The following is an 18,231-nucleotide window of genomic DNA, read 5'->3' as shown; positions in this document are numbered from 1 at the left end:
GGCAGCCATGTCGAATCATGTTGTGTCCGAACACACGCTAGTCGTGGTCAGGAAGCAAGGGACGCATGAAGGTTCGCTCGTGGCGGAGGACGCAGCCGCTCTCGTCGCGGATGCGGTCCGCCGCGATGAACTCCGGATCGGTGCCGAACAGGCTTCGGTACTGTTCGTAGGCTGCGAGGCTGGGGAAGCTGAAGAGGGCGAGGGCTTTGTCGCTCGCGCCTTCCGAGGGCAGAAAATAGCCGTGATGAGTACCGCCGTGCCGATCGACCAGGTTCATCCAGCGACGGGCGAAGCGCTCGAATGCGGCTGTTTCGGCGGGATCGATCACATACTCCACGACACAGGTGATCATGGGTTCGAGCTTAACGACCCGGCCGCGGCCACCAAAGCCGCAGGTCGCAGCGTCCGGGGCAAGCACTATCCGGTCCGTGGCATCGTCGTCAATCCACGACTGCGGCAACCGCTTCCACTTCGACCAGCTGATCGTCATAGCCGAGAACCGTTACCCCGAGCAAGGTGCTGGGCACGTCGTGCTTGCCGAACGCCGCGCGGACCACTTCCCACGCGGACACCAGATCGGCTTGCCGCGTGGCCGCGACGTAGACCCGCGTGCTGACGACATCGTCGAGTGTTGCTCCCGCATCGGCGAGCGCGATCCGCAGATTGTCCATGACTTTCGCCGCTTGCCCCGCGTAATCCCCGACGGCCGCAGTCGAGCCGTCCGCATTCAGTGGACAGGCCCCCGCCAGAAAGATCAGCCGCGCCTCGGCGGGAGCGGTTGCTGCGTAAGCGTATTCGGCCACATCGGACAGCGTGTTCGAACGAATGAGCGTGACATTCTTCGGCATCGGCTCTCCCCGGAATGAGTAGTCTCGGCGCAGGCCATCGACGCTACGCCAACCGACCCTCGTATCCGAGTTTCGGCCTCGTCTGGCTGTTCCGTCATGGCGCGTTCGCGTTGTCGCACGGCGACGATCCCAGTCCGCCGGCCGGGGAGTGATCCCCCCATTTCTGGGGTATCAAGGCGACTAGCGGCCCGAGCTGGACGAGTCGTCCGTACTATCAGGAGATCCGGCGCCGACAAACCCGATGTTCATCGAATCGGCGGTGCGGAAGAACGTCAGGGGATCGAGGGGGCCCGATGCCAAAGGAGAGACCGAGTCTCTACGGGCTGCACGCGGTGACAGGATGGCTGCTCGAACACTTGCTCAACCGGCCGAATGGACGGAGCCGAAACCTGCCGGTAGTGGTGGCTCTCGGACCACGCGGCACCGGTAAGACCGCGCTGCTTCGCGAGGTGGAATACCGATGCGAGCGGATCCCGCACGCCTACTTGGATTTCGAGCGCTCCGAGCGGGAACCGCGAGAAGTGCTGGGCGAACTCGCGTTCGAGCTGAGCAAGCATTGGAAGCAGTTCGGCAGGCTGGCTTTTCCGCAGCTGTGGTTGTGCCTGCTCATCGTGGGCAGCACCCTGCACACCCGGGCCGACAACCGCAGAGAGGCCATCCGGCAGCTGCGCAGGATTGTGTCGGACACCCAGCCGATCGAGCAGAATCGCACCGGGATCGTCGAATTGGTGCGGTCGACCGGGACGGCCACGAGCGGACTGCCCGTCTGGGCAGCCCCCGCCGCCGATGGGCTGTTACGTGGACTCGGTTGGTTCGGCCGTCGCAGGCTGCTGCGCAATGTGCCGAGACTGCCTGGCGCGCAGGGCAGTAGCGTGGATGTCCTGATCGACCTCGCCAAGTGGGCGAACGACGACGATCGCGCCGACGTCCGCGACGATGTCGACGCGATCTTCTTCGAGGCGTTCCTGCATGATCTGCGGCGTGCGTACGCCGGATTCAACGGGTCGCGACGGACGCTGAACTGCATTGTGCTGCTCGACAATGTGCACACGCCGGCGGGCCGGAAATTTCTGCTGGCACTGCAGGAGGCCCGCGGCAGGGTGCCCGGCGAATCCGATCCCATGGTGGTGTTCGCGAGCAGCCGGACCTGGATTCCGTACTGGAGCGACAGCTGGCATCGCCCCGGTGCGCACCGGTTTCACGATGACGACGACGCCAGGCCCCGGGAACACCGCACCGGCGACATCCCGTGGCCGAGCCCACGCACGCCCGCTGACATCGACACCGACTGGCCCGACACCGATAGTCGCGAGTGCCCGTGGAACCCGTGGTATTTGCTCGATTTGAGCCGGTTGACCACGGAAGCCATCGCCGACCTCGCCGACGACGTTGTGGGACAGGGCATGCACGCGGACCGGTGGATCACCGACTTCACCCGCGGGCTCACCGCGGGTCACCCAGGCGGGACCGTCGAAGTGCTCACCGCACTCGCTCGGTCCGACGACCGCGAGCGCGCGACCACCGCACGCAGTATCTTCGATTCCCCACTGCCACAGCCGGTCTCGGAGACAGAGACGGCCGAGTCGACGGTGCGCGAACGAGTGAGCGCTCTGCTGCGGGATTTCGGCCCGCCGCCCGCCCGCCGCGACCTGGTAACCGCGAGCGCCGCCCGCAATGTCGACATGCTCTATCGGCCCGTGGTGCTCGACTCCGCCATGCCCAACGGCGAACTACTGCTGGAGACGCTGCGCAACCAGCTCTGGATCAGGGAAGACTTCGGTCGAGGGCCCGATCTGGCGATCAACCCCTGGTTACGACGAATCCTGCTGCAGGAGTTGGCCGACCGACCCGACACCGATCCGCGCGACTGGACCAGGACACACACCCTGTGCCGCGACATCTATCGGCGCGACGGTCAGGCGGCCGCCGCGCATTACCACGATCTGGCGCTGGGCGACCTCGGCGCGGTGGTCGGCTACCTCGGCCGACCTTTCGAATCGAACGGCGCCGAATTCGACGTGCCCGCGGCGGCAGCCTGGCTGTCGGACCTGGATCTCATCACCTCGGCACCGAACCGCCTCGGCGGCACGGCGGCGCCGATCGACCAAGTCGCGGAACTGGTCCGGGGCAACGGCCTCGGCCCCGACAACACGCTGGCCTGGCTCGTCGCCTGTCTGTGGGTTTCCAATGACCCGGTCGCTGATCCGGAGCGGGCCCTGAACCACACGATCGAGAACGAATTCCGGCAGCTGGCACGCGGCCGCGGCCGCGGCGCGGGAGTGCTGCACGAACGGGCGGAGAAGTACCGGTGACCACCCAGATCGCGCCGCCGCCACCGTGGTGGCGGAAATGGGCGTTGGCCGCGATGGCGGCCGTCACGGTCGCCGTCGTGGTGGTCGCGACGTTCGTCATCCTCGATAGGGTCAAGCGTTGCGGCGATGGCGTCGTCCGAACCGGGCCGTACAAAGAATGCACGGGGGTGACCGACGGCCGCGTGGTGTTCGCGCCGGAACTGCGCAGCATCGAAGAGCGCATCCGCAAGGAGAACGACGATGTGGCGGGGTCAGGTGTTGCGCACGTCAGCATTGCCGTGATGCTGCCGATGACCTTGCGCGGCACCGGGGACGAAATCGTGACGATGGAGTGGGTCCGCCATCAGTTGGAGGGTGCCCACCTGGGTCAGCTGGCGGCGAACCACGCCACCACGTGGGGCAGCAAACCACGGATCCGGTTGTTGCTGGCCAACGCGGGAAGTGGTTTGGCGCAATGGAAGTCGACGATCGACGAACTCGCCAAGCGCCGCGATCGGGAGCGCATCGTCGCAGTGACCGGCTTCGGTATCAGCGTCGACAACGCCGTGAACGCCATGCGCAGGCTGGCCGAAATGCGGATGCCGATGGTTGGTTCAACGCTGACGGCCGACAACCTCTCCGCTATCCCCGGCTTGCTGCGGGTATCACCGACCAACAGTGCCCAGGCGCGGGCGGGCGCCGCCTACCTCAAACCGGACGTGCGGCGTGCGCTACTTGTTCGCGACGAGAACCCGCAGGACCACTATTCGCTGACCCTCGCCGAGGAGTTCAGCAAGTCCTTTCCCGATGCCACGCACGAATTCTCGGGTCCGACCGAAAAGTACAACTCGCAAGACATCAACGTAGACAACACGTTTCAATACATGCTGCCCAACATCTGCCACGCCGCACCCGAAGTGGTGTACTTCGCCGGACGGGCCAGACACGCCATGACATTCATCAAGGCGCTCGCCGAACGCGGGTGCCGCAAGGACCCGATCACCGTCCTCACCGGCGACGACATGTCCTCCTACACCGCGCCGGACGACGCCATCCAGACCGCGCTGGATTCCGGTGTCTCCGTTGTCTATACCGGCCTGGCTCATCCGCAGGCCTGGCGAGCGAAGCAGGACGCATTCAACCTGCACTCCATCTCGCAATTCGATGCCGCCTGCCAAGGCAGGGTCTGCTACCGCGAACTGTCCAGCGACGGACTGGAAGACAATTTCGCCATCATCTCCCACGACGCCGTAGTCACCGCGGTCCAAGCGATCCGGCAGGCGGCCGGCGCCGCAGGCAACGTCGTGCGACCCGAGGACGTATTGCAGTCCATGAACCGCTTGCACGGCGCAACGGCCGTCCGCGGCGCCAGCGGCACCCTCGACTTCGACGAGATAGGCAACCCGGTCAACAAGCCGATCCCGATGCTACGAGTGCTCCCCGGAAAGTCCCCAGAGTTCCTTGGACTGTCCTCGCCCGCGGGGTAACCCCGATCTTGCCCGGGCCCTGCGGCCCGGTGAGCGGGTTCCAGACCCCATTCGGTGGCCGGTCGAATGCTGCACCGGACGCTGTAGGACACCCGGCCTCGCGGTGACGGCGTGGGCTACGCTACTGTCCCGCCTGGTTCGCATGGTCGAGGGGGAACAGTCGATGTCCAGCATGGCGGATCGGTTCCGCGAGCTATCCGATGCGGTGCCGATACCTCGGCCGTGGAGCCTGGACGCCTATGTCGCGGTGGTAGCGGAGTACCGCAAGCGCCCGATCACCTTGGCTCCCATGGATACCTCTGGGCTCGGCGGCACCGGTTGCGGCACCGGCAGCGGTTTGTGGATCGCCCGGCACGACGACGACATCATCGTCTACGACCGCGACACCTCTCCCTGGCATGCCCAGCACATCGTGCTGCACGAGGTCGGTCATATGCTGCTCGATCATGGCCAGCAACACACCGGGCAGCCCGATGCTGTCGGCTCGGATGCGTTGAGCAGATTGCTGCCGTCGATCTCGCTGGATTCGGTCCGGCGCGTCTTGGGCCGCGACGCCTACGGCGACGACTACGAACGCGACGCCGAAGCGTTCGCCGACGCCGCGATGCTGCACGCAACCCAACCTCCGCCGCCGAATTCGTCGATGCGGCGTACCTTCTTCCGCGGTCGGCGCCGATGACGTCACCGCTGCCCGCCTATATAGCGCTACCGGTCATTGCCGTCACATGCATACTCATGGTGGGTCGGTGGGTGCTGCTCGGCCACACTCCCACCGACCGCCTGATCAACCGGTCACTCGCATGGGCGGTGCTCGGCTTACTGCTGCACGAGCGTGGCGTCGCCCCCGATATCGCCAGCCTTATGCACCAACTATCGCTGGGGTGCATCTTGTTCACCCTGGCAGGGATCTATGGGATTGCCCAACTTTGGGGTGGCGCCGATCCGGACACCGTTGCTGTGCGGCAACGCCGCTACGACATCGCGACGGCTGCCGTGTTCGTGTTGGTCCTGGCTGCGGGAACCCCCGCGAGGCAACAAGGGATGCTCATCGACCAGGCCCTCGGGTGGCCTTCGATCGTATTTTGGGCGCTGTTCGGGGCGCCGCTTGCGGTGTGCGCGGTGCTGATACTGCGGACCAGTGCTCACGAATTTCGCGCCGAAGACCTCGGCCCGCGCGAAAAGCTGGTCTACTACGCGGTTTTCGCCGCTGCGGGCGGTCTCCTCATCGATGCCGTCGCCGGTCCATCGGTCGCCGCGTTGTCCACCTACACCGACATCGCCCTGCCAGATCCGCAGATGCGACGCAAAGCGGCGACGTTCTTCGCCGCAACCTTCGCCGCCGCGATCATCACCGCTATCCCGCTGTTCAGTCTCATAGCGGCGCAGGTGGGGTGGGATCGGACCGCACGTTACAACCGCCGACTCCAGCCGCTATGGTCGGATCTCACCGCCGCATTCCCTGACCTGGTGCTCTACCCTGCCGATCAACTCGCTGAGCTCGATCCAGCCGCGCGGCTGCATCGGATGACCGTCGAAATCCGCGACGCCCTGTTGAACCTACGTCCCTATACCCCCATGACCGGCGACCGTCTCGAACCGGCGCTTTCAACCGGTGCCGCAGTCGGCAAACGCGCCCAGGTCACGCTATATACGATCAGCGTGGCACGCGCACTGCGGGCGAAAAACACTGGAGCGCAGCCCGATCCGATCGCGGCACGAACCGCGCCGCGCCCCCCGGCGGCAACGGGGGATCTGGACTCGGAACTGCAAAGCTTGCTCGAGTTGGCCCGCCAATGGGCGGGCGCGCAGGCGCTCGTCGCGGCCGCCGGGCCGCCGCCATCGATGTCGCACGTAATGAATAAGGAGCGCCCCCGTTGACCGATGCGTCGCTGAGTTCCGTTCAGCAGCTACCGCACCCGCCATTTCGGCTGCCATTGCTCGGAGATCTACTCACCGTCCGGCCCGGCAAGCCGACGCAGGCCGCGATGCGCGACGCCCGCCGCCTCGGTCCGATCTACGAACGGCTGATCGTCACTTACCCCATCGTCATTGTCTCCGGGGTTGACCTCCTTGCCGAGATCAACAACGAAGAACACTGGACGAAAAACCTCAGCCCGCTGTTCAGACTCATGCGGCCGATCGCTCGCGACGGCTTGTTCACCGCCTACAACGACGAGCCCACTTGGCACACGGCACACAACATTCTGGCGCCTGCGTTCACTCAGGCTGCCATGCGCGGCTACCACCAGAGCATGGCCGACACTGTCGCCGAACTCATCGATTACTGGTCCGAACGGGAAGACCGCTGGGTCGACGTCGCCGAGGACACCAACAAGCTCACCCTCGAAGTCATCAGTCGCACGGGTTTCAGCTACTCGTTCGATTCGTTCACTCGCGCCGACACCGACGAACATCCATTCGTCGCCGCGATGACCCGCGGACTGCGATTCGTCAATCGCAACGCCAATCTGCCACCGGCACTGCACAAATTCCCGCGCCGCCGCGTCGATCAGCAAACCAAAGACATCGCATTCGCCAAGCAGCTCGTCGATGACGTCATCGCCGCCCGGCGCCGCGAAGACCCCGACAGCACCCGTGACCTGCTCGGGTTGATGCTCAACAGCAGCGACCCGACTTCGGGCAAGAGCCTCGACGAGAAGAACATCCGCCACCAGATCCTGACGTTCCTGGTGGCCGGTCACGAAACCTCCGCTGGAGTGCTCGCATTCGTCCTGTATTTCTTGGCCAATCACCCCGATGTCGCGGCCCGCGCACGCACCGAGGTCGATGAACGCTGGCCCGGCCGCGAACGGCCCGACGTCGGCTACGAAGACGTCGCGAAACTTCGATACCTGCGCCGCGTCATCGACGAGACGATGCGACTGTGGCCGATCGCACCGGGCTATTTCCGAGAAGCCAAGCACGACACCACAATCGGCGACGGACGCTACCGCTTCGATCAAGGTGATTGGGTCTTCGTGCTCACTCTCGCCGCCCATCGCGACCCGGGCTGGGGCGCTGACCACGACGAATTCGACCCGGACCGATTTCTGCCGGACAACCTACGCGCACTCGACCCTAACGTTCTAAAGGCCTACAAGCCTTTCGGTACTGGCGCACGCGCGTGCATCGGACGCCAATTCGCCTACCACGAGATTCTGCTCGCCCTCGCTCACATCATCCACACCTTCACCTTCGAACCCGAACCGGACTATCAACTCGACGTCGGCGAGCAAATCACCCTGAAACCCAGAGGATTCCGCCTCCGATTCCACCGACGGCACCCGCATAGCCGATCGGTCGACGGATAGGAAAACCCGCCCGAGACGTCTCAGGCAGGTTGGGGTGGGGGGCGCAGGGCGATGGTGAAACCTACGGCGGCGGTGATCGAGGTCAGGGTGCGGGCGTGGTTCCACCAGAGCCATTGGGTGTACAGGTCGTTCCATCGGGTTTGTGCGTCTGTGCTCGATGGGTCGAGGGCGTCCACGGACGCGCTGATGGGGACGTTGGCCGCGCCTGTGATCACGACTGCGGCGAGCAGGAACGCGATGGCTGCGGCGAGGATCCATGGCGCGGACGCGCTGCCCCACGTCATGATCGACCGAATTATGAGGATGACGCATAACGCGGCGGTTACGAACATCATCAGCATGAGCGGTGGGGTGACCGCGGTGCGGTCGAAGGCTTGCATAGCTGTGATCCCTTGCGCGGCAGGCAATTCGCGTAGGCCCGGCATGACGACGAAGGAGAAGTCGAAGAACACTCCGCCGTTGATTGCGGTCGCGACCGCCGCCGCCGACGTCAACCAACGGTCCGGACCTCGCGTTCGATCATTTGTCGTTGTCATAGAAACAAGCACAGCACGCGCCTACCCGATTTCCCATGCTCGAAAGGCGCGGAAGCATAAGACATCGTCCAAGGCGGTGACGCTGCATCGGGTCGCGCGCGGGATCGCGGACGGATTGAAAGACCTTCTTAAAGAAAGTAAGTAGGACACGGCTGAGGGTTCATGGTTCGGGAAATTGAATTACGGTGGTCCCGAATCGACCAGTCGAAGAGGCCGCCGCCGATGGGCGCGGCACGCTATTCGCCCGGCAATAGGCCGGCGCGGTCCGCTCAGCGGCGGACGGCTCGGTGATGCGCGTGTCTGCAGTGATCGGCCGAGTTCGGTAGTGAGGGTGCAGATGTCAGTCATGCGTACGTCCAAGCGGTATGTGGTCACAACGGTGGTGACCGTCGGTGTTGCCCTCGGTTCGTCTGCCGTCGCTGCCCCCGCCGTCGCGCATGCGGAGCCGACTCCCTGCGCGGCGACATTGAACCTGTTCATCCCTGGCACCTGGGAGACCGACGAGGACGCCGACCCGGCGCAACCCGTCGGCATGCTCGCACCGATCGCGGAGACCATCCAACGCCAGCACGGTCCGAAATCCGAAATCTATTTCACCCCCTACATGGCCCGCGCATTCGACAATGGCTACACCTACGCCGACAGCAAGAACACCGCACTGAACAACGCGACGGCCGTCTTGCGCGATTACGGAACCCGGTGCCCAGCCGCGAAATTCACCATCAACGGCTACAGCCAGGGTGCCGACGCCGCCGGAGATCTCGCTGCCGACATCGGCAACGATCGCGGCCCTGTGCCCGCCGACCGGGTCCTGGCCGTTGGCCTACTCGCCGACCCGGGCGCAGGCACCGAGGGCGAAGTCGTCGTCGGTCCCGGTAGGGCAGGCACGGGCATTGCCGATCCCCGGCCGCAGGGCATGGGCAAGCTGTCCGGTCGGGTCACCTCGATCTGTGACCCCCAGGACCTGTACTGCTCGATCCAGAAGAGCAATAACCCACTGCTCGGGGCGTTGGGCTCGATCCTGAGCAAGGCGCTCAGCGGTGGCGCACCACCCACCGACGCCAACTTTCCGATGGCCGCGGCCCTGACCTCGGATTTCTCGAAGACCGACCTTCCAGGTCTGGCCGCGGCGATCGGCGATCTCACCGCAAGCCTTACGTCCCCTGTCGGCGTCAACCTGGCGCGGGTCCGTCGTAGTGCGAGCGAGGTGTCGAACACCCTCAACCCGCTGGTCGACCTGATCGACTCCGGTGCGGCCAACCCGGCCGCCATTGCCCGCCTGAGCGCCGCCCCTACCGGCACAGCCGAATACAACGCAGGCAAGGTCCTGACCATGGCCGGGGAATCCGATCTGTCGGATGCGGCAGCTGCGGCGACCACGATCGCCGACAACGCGACCAAGCTGCTGAACAACGGGGTCGGCAAACTGCGGCCGAACTCCGTCAAGGCGCGTTCGCTGAGAATCGCGGCGGGTAACCTGCGCGACCAGGTCGCACCCCTCGCCGCAGCACCAGCCGACATCCTGGGATCGGCAACGAGAATCCTGGCGTTGCTCAAACCCAGCGTGCTGGTCGACCAGGCACTCGACGTCGCCGCCGACGTCACCGCGTTCGACTTCCCGAAGATCTTGGACAACCTCATCCTGCTGCCGCAGAAGGTTGTCGCGATGGACGCCGCGGGCGCCCACCAGGTCGCCGGTGAGCTGAACAACGAGCTCCAGCCATTGGTCGAACTTGTTGGGAGCGTTGACCTGAAGTGGATCTCGCAGATTCTGTCGATGATCCCGGACGCGCAGGGCTTCACCGAGGTGGCCGCGCGGGCGACGTCGATCCTGTCCACCATCGATGTCCCACGGCTGGCGAAGATCGTCGGCCGAATCCAGGACGTCGCTTGGTCGGTGCTCGAAAAGCTGGTGCCACCGCCCGGGCAGGCCCCCGACCTGGTCGGCGCGGGTGCCGCGCTGTCCGACCTGCTGCCGATCGGTGTGGACTTGGCCTCGGTCGCGGCCGACATGCTGTCCGGCAAGGCGCAGCAGACTCCGCCGGAGGTGCTGGGCAAGCGGTCCGACGCACCGGCGCGCACCATCGCCCCGCCGGTGCACGACCTCGACGATCTGACCGGGCCGCTCGCTCGGATGGCGTCCTTCCATGACCTCAATCTGGCCACTCTCATCCGCGACGGCCTCAGTGCCGCAAGCTTTGTCGCTTCCGGCGTGCACATGAACTACAGCTCGCTGATTGTCGACGGGTCCGGCCGCAATGCCATCCAGTGGCTCGGCGATTGGACGAACCAGCGGATCGGCGACTGGATGAATCAGCGGATCGGCCGGGTCAAGTAGAACCGGCGAGCTCGGTCCCGAGCGGCACCGGCTCAGGGCCGAGCGAGAGCGCGGTCCGCGAGTGCGGCAACGATCGGTTCCAGCGCCTCGGCGTAGGCGACGGTCAAATGATTGTCGTCGCGGTACATCAGGTTGTTGCTGGTGATGAGCGGGCAGCGGCTGGGGGTGCAGAACAGGGCGGTGAGGTCGGCGTACTGTCCGCCTGCCGCGATGGTCGCCGCCTGCTCGGCCGCGATGCCCGCGTCGTTCACGGCGTCTGCCCGTGGTGGCGCGCAGGCCGTGGCGTCGTCCAGATGGTCGGACAGGCAGGTCGGCACGGTGGTGTGCGGATCCGGAACCGGGCCGAGGACAAGGACATTCGCGCCGGTCGCCCGCAGCTGTGTGGTCAGCCGGGACAGGCTCTCGATCCAGGCTTGGTCGTAGGTGGTGAACCCGAAGTCGCCGCCGTATCGCCGGGACATGCTCAGCACGATCAGGCGCGGGTGCTCGGCCTGCAACCGGGCGAGGATCTGGTGGCGCCACTGCACGCATTCGGTGTACTCCCGGCCCAGATAAGGACTCGAGATCGGCAGTTCCAGCAGCGGGCAGGTGACCTTGCTCATCGTCTCCAGTCGCCAATGTCGTTGCTCGGCAACCTGTTCGAATGCGGGGCTCCACATCGCGGCGTGCGAATCGCCGACTAGTGCCACCGTGCTGGCCGAATGGGGGTCGCCCGAAGCGCATTCGGCCTGCCCGACATCGAGCCAAGAACGGACGCAACCGTTTTCGAACACCGCCGCCTTGTCTGCTGGTGCGTCGGCGAGCGACGGGGAGAGATTCGACGGGACGGAGCGCAACTCGGCCGATGCCGCGACGGCCGACTGCACCTGGGTGGTCAGCTGCTGAACCGCCGCGTCCAGGGGATCGACGGATTCCGATGGTGGGGGAGGCGGCGCCGCGGTGACAGTGAGGGCCGAGGCGGCTGCCCCACGGCCGACCGGGGCAGGCACCAGCAAGAGCAGCGCCAGCCCCACACACACGGCGACCGCGGTGACGCCGCCCCCGCAGGCGAGGCTGCGCCGGGCCGAACGTCGCAGCGGTGCCGCGAAACGGATGGGATCCTCGACGAGCCACAGTGTGAGCATCGCCAGGCCGCCGGACATCGCCACCGCGCCCACCGTGCCGACCGTGCCGAGGCGATGCCCGACCAGCGACGGCGCTAGCAGCAACACCGGCCAGTGCCAGAGATACCAGGAGTAGGACAGGCGACCGAGCGCCCGTAGCGGAGCCAACGACAGTGCGCGACCGACACCCAATTCGGGTGCGGCGCAACCGGCGGCGACGATCAACGCGACACCCAGCACCGGCAGCAGCGCCGCTGTACCGGGATAGGGCGTCCGCCCATCCAGATGAAGGCAACTCAGGACGATCAGTATCAGCCCGATCCACCCGGCGACGGTGGCGAGCGGCGCGGGCAATCGGCGCCACACCGGGACCGAGAGTGCCACGATGCCCCCGACGGCTAGCTCCCAGGCCCGCGCGGGCAGTGCGAAGAACGCCCATGACGGCAGCGTGCGGGTCCAGGCCAGCGAGACCGCGAACGACGCCACCGCGACCACCGCGAGGACAAGCAGGTACGGCGCGGGCGAGGCGTCGATCCTTGTCTTGCGTCGGCGGTGCGCGAACCAGGCGATGCCGATGATCAGCGCAGGCCACAGCAGGTAGAACTGCTCCTCGACGCCGAGCGACCAGTAATGCTGGAACGGCGACGGTGGCGTGTCGGCGGCGAGGTAGTCGGTGCCGTGCAGAGCGAGCCGATAGTTGCCCGCGTACAACGCGCTGGCAATCCCGTCGCCGAGGACCTCGCGGGCCTGCAGCGGAGGCAGCAGCGTTGCCGCACCGACCGCGGTCGCGACCAGCACGATGCTCGCGGCAGGCAGCAGCCGACGGGCCCGATTGCCATAGAAACGCGCGAGTGCGATGGTCCCGGTGGCCGCCATCTCCCGCCAGAGCATTCCGGTGATGAGAAAGCCGGAGATGACGAAAAAGACGTCTACACCGACGAACCCGCCACTGACACCGGGTGTACCCGCGTGGAAAACAATGACGGCCAGTACCGCGACGGCACGCAGACCCTCGACGTCAGGCCGGAATTCCGCGCGCGGGGAGGTGCGCCGCGCACGATGCGCCCCAGCCGTGCGGTTATGGGAGTCGGCCTGCCGCACTATAAAACCGGTTGAAGCCGTCCCTATCATGGGAAGCATTCTTACCGATACTTGCGGAATGTGTCGCAACGACATCGACCTTTAAGGTGTACTGAAAAGATTCTTAAGGCGCGCTTTCTAAGCTCTCCCGGGTATTTATCGGCGAAAGCTTGTCTGATCAGATCGGTGTGGTGAGGTGGCGAAGATATTGTGGTCGCGCTGACAACTGTCCAAATGCTTCCCGCACATTCGATTTTCGGTGTCAGGGATCACCGGCGAGGCCGTCGCAGGAGCGCTGGCGGGGAGACGAGGCCTGCTGACGGGCTCGAATCGCGACCGTCATCGGCGTGGTGCAGGATTGGCCTCGATATGACCGACAACGACGGTTCCGCCACGACCAGCCGGTGGCGACACGGCGCGCGGCTCGCACTGTGCGCCGCGTTCCTGCTCGGGATGTTCTATCTCGTCGCCGTCGCCCGGGTAATCGACGTCGAAAGCGTGCGCGGCATGATCGCGGCGACGGGTCCGGCGGCACCGTTGGTCTACGCGGTGGTTTCGGCTCTGCTCGGCGCGATTCTCGTTCCTGGTCCGATTCTGGCCGCTGGCAGCGGTCTGCTGTTCGGACCGCTGGTCGGGACGTTCGTGACGCTGGGCGCGACGGTGGGCACCGCGATCATCTCCAGCTTCCTCGGGCGTCGCGCCGGCCGCGAGAGCGCGCGCGGTTTGCTCGGTGCCGAGCGCGCCGATCGCCTCGATGCACAGATCGAGCGGCGCGGTCTCTGGGCTGTCGTCGGGCAGCGCTTCGTCCCGGGCGCCCCGGATGCGTTGGCGTCCTATCTGTTCGGCGCGTTCGGAGTTCCGTTGTGGCAGATGGGCGTCGGCGCCTTTATCGGATCGGCGCCGCGGGCCTTCGTCTACACCGCCCTCGGCGCGTCGATCGGTGACCTGTCGGCGCCCCTGGCCTATGCCGCGATCGCAGTGTGGTGCATCACCGCCACCCTCGGAGCCTTCGCCGCGCATCGCGGATATCGCAGCTGGCGTCGGCATGGTCGACGCGGGGCGGCCGAAGTCGAATCGGTACGGGTTTGGCCGCCTCGGACGAGGTGAAATACGGTGTTGTTACGACGGCTTACGAACGCGAGGCAGGGAGGCATATGCCGAGTCGGCAACCAGCTATTTCGTTGACCGGCGCCGAGGCGCTGGACCAGCTGGAGACGCTCTACCAACGGTCGGTCACCGCGTTGCGCGCTGCGATACGGGACTTCGTCGTCGACGGCACCGTGCCGGACCGTGCGGCCCGGGACGCCGGTGCGTTCGTCTATCCCGAACTGCGCATCAGCTGGGACGGCGACGCGTCGCCGAAGAATCGCTCGCGCGCGTGGGGACGTTTCACCAGGCCGGGCAGCTACGCCACCACCATCACCCGCCCGGACCTGCTGCGCCACTACTTGGCCGAACAGTTGGAAATGATCGAGGGCGACTACGATGTGCGCATCGAGGTGGCGCCGTCTCGGCAGGAGATTCCGTTTCCCTACGTGATCGATCGCGCCGACCTCGCACTCGACCGCTCGATGGCCGCCGTTATCGCGAAACATTTTCCGACCACCGACCTGGCCAGCATCGGTGACGAAACTGCGGACGGCATCTTCAATGCCGTAGATACCTTTCCGCTCAGCCATTTCGACGCGCTGCGTACCGATTTCTCACTGGCCCGGCTGCAGCATTACACCGGAACGCCGGTCGACCATTTCCAGCCGTTCGTGCTGTTCACCAACTACACGCGCTACGTCGATGAATTCGTGCGCTGGGCGCATGAGCAGATCGCCGATCCGGACAGTCCGTACGATGGTCTTTCCTGCGCGGGCGGCACGGTGATCACCGCCGAGACCACCGGCACTGAGATGACTTCGGATCTCGCCTGGAAGAAGCACCAGATGCCCGCCTGGCACCTGAGTGCCGCCGACCGACGCGGCATCACTTTGGTGAATATCGGTGTCGGGCCGTCCAATGCGAAGACCATCTGCGATCACCTGGCGGTGCTGCGCCCGCACGCGTGGCTGATGATCGGCCACTGCGGTGGCCTGCGGGAGAGCCAGGCGATCGGCGACTACGTGCTCGCCCACGCGTATCTGCGCGACGACCACGTCCTGGATTCGGTACTGCCGCCGGACATTCCGATCCCCAGCATCGCCGAAGTACAGCGGGCGCTGTACGACGCCACCAAGATCGTCAGCCGCATGCCGGGCGAAGAGGTGAAGCAGCGATTGCGCACCGGCACCGTGGTCACCACCGACGATCGGAACTGGGAACTGCGCTACTCCGCGTCGGCACTGCGGTTCAACCTCAGTCGCGCGGTGGCCATCGATATGGAGAGTGCCACCATCGCGGCGCAGGGGTATCGATTCCGCGTGCCGTACGGCACCTTGCTGTGTGTCTCGGACAAGCCGCTGCACGGCGAGATCAAACTGCCGGGGCAGGCGAATCGCTTCTATGAAGGTGCCATTTCCGAGCACCTGCAGATCGGCATCCGCGCCGTGGAGTTGTTGCGTGCCGAGGGGGATCGGCTGCATTCGCGCAAGCTGCGCACGTTCAACGAACCGCCGTTCCGGTAGTTCTTCGCCGTCCGGCCTAGGGGACCGGTGGGTGGATGCGGCGATGGTCGACCGGTTTCGGTCGAGCTTCAGGTTGCGGTCGACCTGCCGGCCCAGGGCGGTTCTGCGCCCGAGTGGCGGGCGCCGCAGCATCGATCTGGTTTCCCTTCGCGCCCAAACGCTCTCAGCGATGGCCTGCTGCTCCGGTGGGCAGGGTTTGGGAGCGGCTCGCCCGTGATCGGATGTGATCCGGGTGTGATCCGCCCGTGATCGTGTGCATCTGTTAGTCGGACCTCAACTCGATTTTAGAACGCGACTGACAACTCGTGGGTTGCTTCGATGAGTCTTACCCTCGAATGCGGGATCAGCAATCAGATGGAACCGGCGAGCCAGGCCATCGACCAACGGCGCTCGGCGGGTCCCGAAAGCAGCTCGAACGAGGCAGCACCGACAGGCGACCGACCACTTCGAAAGAAGGCATCTCATGGGTAAGCACAGCGCACCTCGCAAGAATCCGGTCCCGGCGCGATTGGTAATTTTCTCGACGGCGACATTGATCGGATTGGGAATTTCAGCCAACAGCGGAGCGGGCCAGGCTGTGGCCGAAACGACGACCACTACCACCAGCATCGACAACGCGGCGGTGGCACCGGCGAAACGAGTGATGGGCGTGACGGGGCAGACCGTCAGCCGGCAGACCGCCAAGCACGGCAAGGCCGACCGTCCCACTGCGCCGAAGAAGAAGCCCGGAGGCAAGGGCAAGCCCAAGCCGGAGGCGAACCCGGCAGACCTACTGAACAGCGGCAGTGCCGCGCTCGGCGGACTGGCGAAGAGCCTCAACACCGGCAGTGCAGCTGTCGCACCGCTGGCGAAGGCACTCGGCACCGGGAGTTCGGCGGTCACCGGTAGTGCGGCTACCGGCAGCAAAGCGGCCGGTGGACTCGCGCCCCTGCTCGGCCTGCTCTCCGGTAGCGCTCTCTAATACCGCGCGGGTCGAGTCCGCCGACAACAGCAACAAGAAGGCATTCAATGGGTAAGCACAGTGCACCGCGGAAAACGTCCCGTCTTTCGCCGACTACAATGCTCACGTTGTCCACCGCTTTCGGCGTTTCTGCTTTTGCTGTCACTATTGCCGGCGCCCCGGCGGCCTCGGCGGGCTCCGATTCCCCCGCCGATGAGGTGATCAGCCTTACCAATGACGCCCGGAGCAAGGCCGGCTGCTCCGCATTGAAATCCGAAAAGCATCTCACCGAAGCCGCGCAGGCCCATACGGAGGATATGGCGGCCAGCGGCAATCTGGACCACAACTCGTCGAAAGGCGATCCGGGCGATCGGATCAGCGCCGCGGGTTATAAGGCGCAGACCTGGGCCGAGAATATCGCCGAGGGGCAGACGAGTGCGTCCGAGGTCGTCGATGCGTGGATGAACAGCGAGGGGCACCGCGCGAACATCCTGAACTGCGGGCTCAAGGATATCGGCGTCGGCTACGCCAAGAGCGGAAACGGAACCCCTTACTGGACACAAGATTTCGGTACGTCCAGTGGTTCGGACAAGGACAAGGACAAAGAGAAGGACAAGGGCAAGGACAAGGACAAGGAGAAAGACAAGGACAAGCCGTCTGGGGGTGGCAAGGATAAGCCCTCCGATGGGGGCGGTAAGGACAAGCCTTCTGATGGCGGTGGTAAGGACAAGCCCTCCGGCGGCGGTGGTAAAGACAAGCCTTCTGATGGCGGTGGCAAGGACAAGCCCTCCGGCGGTGGCGGTGAGGATAAGCCCTCGGGCGGCGGTGGTAAGGACAAGCCGTCCGGCGGAGGCGACGAGGACAAGCCCTCAGATGGCGGTGGCGATCCGCCCGAAGGTCCTTCGGAGGACGGCTCGGACCTGCCTTCGGAGGGTGAAGGTGATTCGTCCGAGGATCCGTGGGGTGATGGTTCGGACGAGTCTTCGGAGGGTGGAAGTGATTCGTCCGAGGATCCGTGGGGTGATGGTTCGGACGAGTCTTCGGAGGGTGGAAGTGATTCGTCCGAGGATCCGTGGGGTGATGGTTCGGACGAGTCTTCGGAGGGTGGAAGTGATTCGTCCGAGGATCCGTGGGGTGACGGTTCGGACGAGTCTTCGGAGGGTGAAGGCGATTCGTCCGAGGATTCCTGGGGCGACGGTTCAGACATCTTCTCGGAAGATGAAGGCAATTCCGGGGATTCCTGGGGCGAGGGCTCAGACATCTTCTCGGATGATGGCGGGGATTCGTTCGGAGACCCCTCCGCTGACGCCTTCGATTGGTTCTCGGATGGCGGAGGCGACTCTTCCTTCGATCCCTGGAGCAACGGATTCGACGCACCATCGGATGACGGCATCGGAGCACTCACCGGCGGTGGCAACGATTTCGGCGGACTCGGCGACCTCCTGGACGGACTGGGAGGTGCCGGAGATGCCTTCGGCGGACTGGAAGGCGCCGGAGACGCCTTAGGCGGACTCGAAGGCGCCGGAGATCTCCTGGGCGGACTCGCAGGCGCAGGCGACAGCCTCGGCGCACTCGCAGGTGGCGGCTGGTAGCTAGCCGGACATTCCGTCTCGATCGCCGAACAGGGTTGACCCCCACCCTGTTCGGCGACCACCCGCGCGGCGCCCAAGCACCCTACTGCGGAT

At 65.4% G+C, this 18,231-nt stretch carries 14 protein-coding genes; 10 read left to right on the top strand and 4 right to left on the bottom strand.

All coding sequences use genetic code 11. The features are described from left to right. Positions 1 to 37: 37 nt before the first annotated feature. Both KV110_RS23315 and KV110_RS23310 read right to left on the bottom strand, forming a co-directional pair. On the bottom strand, positions 38 to 490 hold the full coding sequence (locus KV110_RS23315) for an NIPSNAP family protein (protein WP_246633925.1): 453 nt from the start codon (positions 488 to 490) through the stop codon (positions 38 to 40). After that, positions 441 to 848 (bottom strand): RidA family protein, encoded by a 408-nt coding sequence (locus tag KV110_RS23310; protein ID WP_218469410.1) that lies wholly within the window; start codon positions 846 to 848, stop codon positions 441 to 443. The genes KV110_RS23315 and KV110_RS23310 overlap by 50 nt, the downstream gene beginning before the upstream one ends. A gap of 293 nt (positions 849 to 1,141) precedes the next feature. On the opposite strand from KV110_RS23310, the gene KV110_RS23305 reads away from it, so the two are divergent. From KV110_RS23305 to KV110_RS23285, 5 genes are all read left to right on the top strand, one after another. Beyond that, the gene (locus KV110_RS23305) at positions 1,142 to 3,160 is read left to right on the top strand and encodes a hypothetical protein (protein WP_218469409.1); all 2,019 of its coding nucleotides are present in this window, start codon (positions 1,142 to 1,144) and stop codon (positions 3,158 to 3,160) included. Then, complete coding sequence (locus KV110_RS23300) at positions 3,157 to 4,626, top strand: type 1 periplasmic-binding domain-containing protein (protein WP_218469408.1); 1,470 nt, start codon at positions 3,157 to 3,159, stop codon at positions 4,624 to 4,626. The genes KV110_RS23305 and KV110_RS23300 overlap by 4 nt, the downstream gene beginning before the upstream one ends. A 163-nt stretch (positions 4,627 to 4,789) precedes the next feature. Continuing rightward, positions 4,790 to 5,305: a hypothetical protein gene (locus tag KV110_RS23295; protein WP_218469407.1), complete on the top strand. Its 516-nt coding sequence runs from the start codon at positions 4,790 to 4,792 to the stop codon at positions 5,303 to 5,305. Continuing rightward, positions 5,302 to 6,504 (top strand): MAB_1171c family putative transporter, encoded by a 1,203-nt coding sequence (locus KV110_RS23290; RefSeq protein WP_218469406.1) that lies wholly within the window; start codon positions 5,302 to 5,304, stop codon positions 6,502 to 6,504. The genes KV110_RS23295 and KV110_RS23290 overlap by 4 nt, the downstream gene beginning before the upstream one ends. Beyond that, entirely contained in the window at positions 6,501 to 7,937 is a 1,437-nt protein-coding gene (locus tag KV110_RS23285; protein ID WP_218469405.1) for a cytochrome P450, read from the top strand. Before KV110_RS23290 ends, KV110_RS23285 begins: the two co-directional genes overlap by 4 nt. A 20-nt stretch (positions 7,938 to 7,957) precedes the next feature. On the opposite strand, the gene KV110_RS23280 is transcribed toward KV110_RS23285, so the two are convergent. Continuing rightward, positions 7,958 to 8,473 (bottom strand): anthrone oxygenase family protein, encoded by a 516-nt coding sequence (locus tag KV110_RS23280; protein ID WP_218469404.1) that lies wholly within the window; start codon positions 8,471 to 8,473, stop codon positions 7,958 to 7,960. A 346-nt stretch (positions 8,474 to 8,819) separates the two neighbouring features. On the opposite strand from KV110_RS23280, the gene KV110_RS23275 reads away from it, so the two are divergent. After that, positions 8,820 to 10,811, top strand: coding sequence for a cutinase family protein (locus tag KV110_RS23275; protein WP_218469403.1), 1,992 nt, complete (start codon positions 8,820 to 8,822; stop codon positions 10,809 to 10,811). A 32-nt stretch (positions 10,812 to 10,843) separates the two neighbouring features. Here the strand turns inward: KV110_RS23275 and KV110_RS23270 are convergent, their stop codons facing one another. Next, positions 10,844 to 13,015 (bottom strand): acyltransferase family protein, encoded by a 2,172-nt coding sequence (locus KV110_RS23270; RefSeq protein WP_393539207.1) that lies wholly within the window; start codon positions 13,013 to 13,015, stop codon positions 10,844 to 10,846. A gap of 348 nt (positions 13,016 to 13,363) precedes the next feature. Between KV110_RS23270 and KV110_RS23265 the strand changes: the two genes are divergently transcribed. From KV110_RS23265 to KV110_RS23250, 4 genes are all read left to right on the top strand, one after another. Next, on the top strand, positions 13,364 to 14,101 hold the full coding sequence (locus KV110_RS23265) for a TVP38/TMEM64 family protein (RefSeq protein ID WP_218469401.1): 738 nt from the start codon (positions 13,364 to 13,366) through the stop codon (positions 14,099 to 14,101). A gap of 47 nt (positions 14,102 to 14,148) precedes the next feature. After that, positions 14,149 to 15,606 carry an AMP nucleosidase gene (locus KV110_RS23260; protein ID WP_218469400.1) on the top strand — a complete coding sequence of 486 codons (1,458 nt, stop codon included), beginning with the start codon at positions 14,149 to 14,151 and terminating at the stop codon, positions 15,604 to 15,606. A gap of 577 nt (positions 15,607 to 16,183) precedes the next feature. Then, positions 16,184 to 16,567, top strand: coding sequence for a hypothetical protein (locus KV110_RS23255; protein WP_218469399.1), 384 nt, complete (start codon positions 16,184 to 16,186; stop codon positions 16,565 to 16,567). Positions 16,568 to 16,674: 107 nt separating this feature from the next. Further along, complete coding sequence (locus KV110_RS23250) at positions 16,675 to 18,138, top strand: CAP domain-containing protein (RefSeq protein WP_218469398.1); 1,464 nt, start codon at positions 16,675 to 16,677, stop codon at positions 18,136 to 18,138. Positions 18,139 to 18,231: the final 93 nt, after the last annotated feature.

The sequence above is a fragment of the Nocardia iowensis genome, assembly GCF_019222765.1.
GTDB lineage: Bacteria > Actinomycetota > Actinomycetes > Mycobacteriales > Mycobacteriaceae > Nocardia > Nocardia iowensis.
Note: the sequence above shows the minus strand (reverse complement) of the source record. Positions and strands in the feature narration are given on the sequence as shown.

Excerpts from the sequence above, each read along its gene's own strand:
- KV110_RS23315 (WP_246633925.1), bottom strand. The coding sequence starts at position 490 with ATGACGATCAGCTGGTCGAAGTGGAAGCGGTTGCCGCAGTCGTGGATT.
- KV110_RS23310 (WP_218469410.1), bottom strand. The coding sequence starts at position 848 with ATGCCGAAGAATGTCACGCTCATTCGTTCGAACACGCTGTCCGATGTG.
- KV110_RS23305 (WP_218469409.1), top strand. The coding sequence starts at position 1,142 with ATGCCAAAGGAGAGACCGAGTCTCTACGGGCTGCACGCGGTGACAGGA.
- KV110_RS23295 (WP_218469407.1), top strand. The coding sequence starts at position 4,790 with ATGTCCAGCATGGCGGATCGGTTCCGCGAGCTATCCGATGCGGTGCCG.
- KV110_RS23290 (WP_218469406.1), top strand. The coding sequence starts at position 5,302 with ATGACGTCACCGCTGCCCGCCTATATAGCGCTACCGGTCATTGCCGTC.
- KV110_RS23280 (WP_218469404.1), bottom strand. The coding sequence starts at position 8,473 with ATGACAACGACAAATGATCGAACGCGAGGTCCGGACCGTTGGTTGACG.
- KV110_RS23275 (WP_218469403.1), top strand. The coding sequence starts at position 8,820 with ATGCGTACGTCCAAGCGGTATGTGGTCACAACGGTGGTGACCGTCGGT.
- KV110_RS23265 (WP_218469401.1), top strand. The coding sequence starts at position 13,364 with ATGACCGACAACGACGGTTCCGCCACGACCAGCCGGTGGCGACACGGC.
- KV110_RS23260 (WP_218469400.1), top strand. The coding sequence starts at position 14,149 with ATGCCGAGTCGGCAACCAGCTATTTCGTTGACCGGCGCCGAGGCGCTG.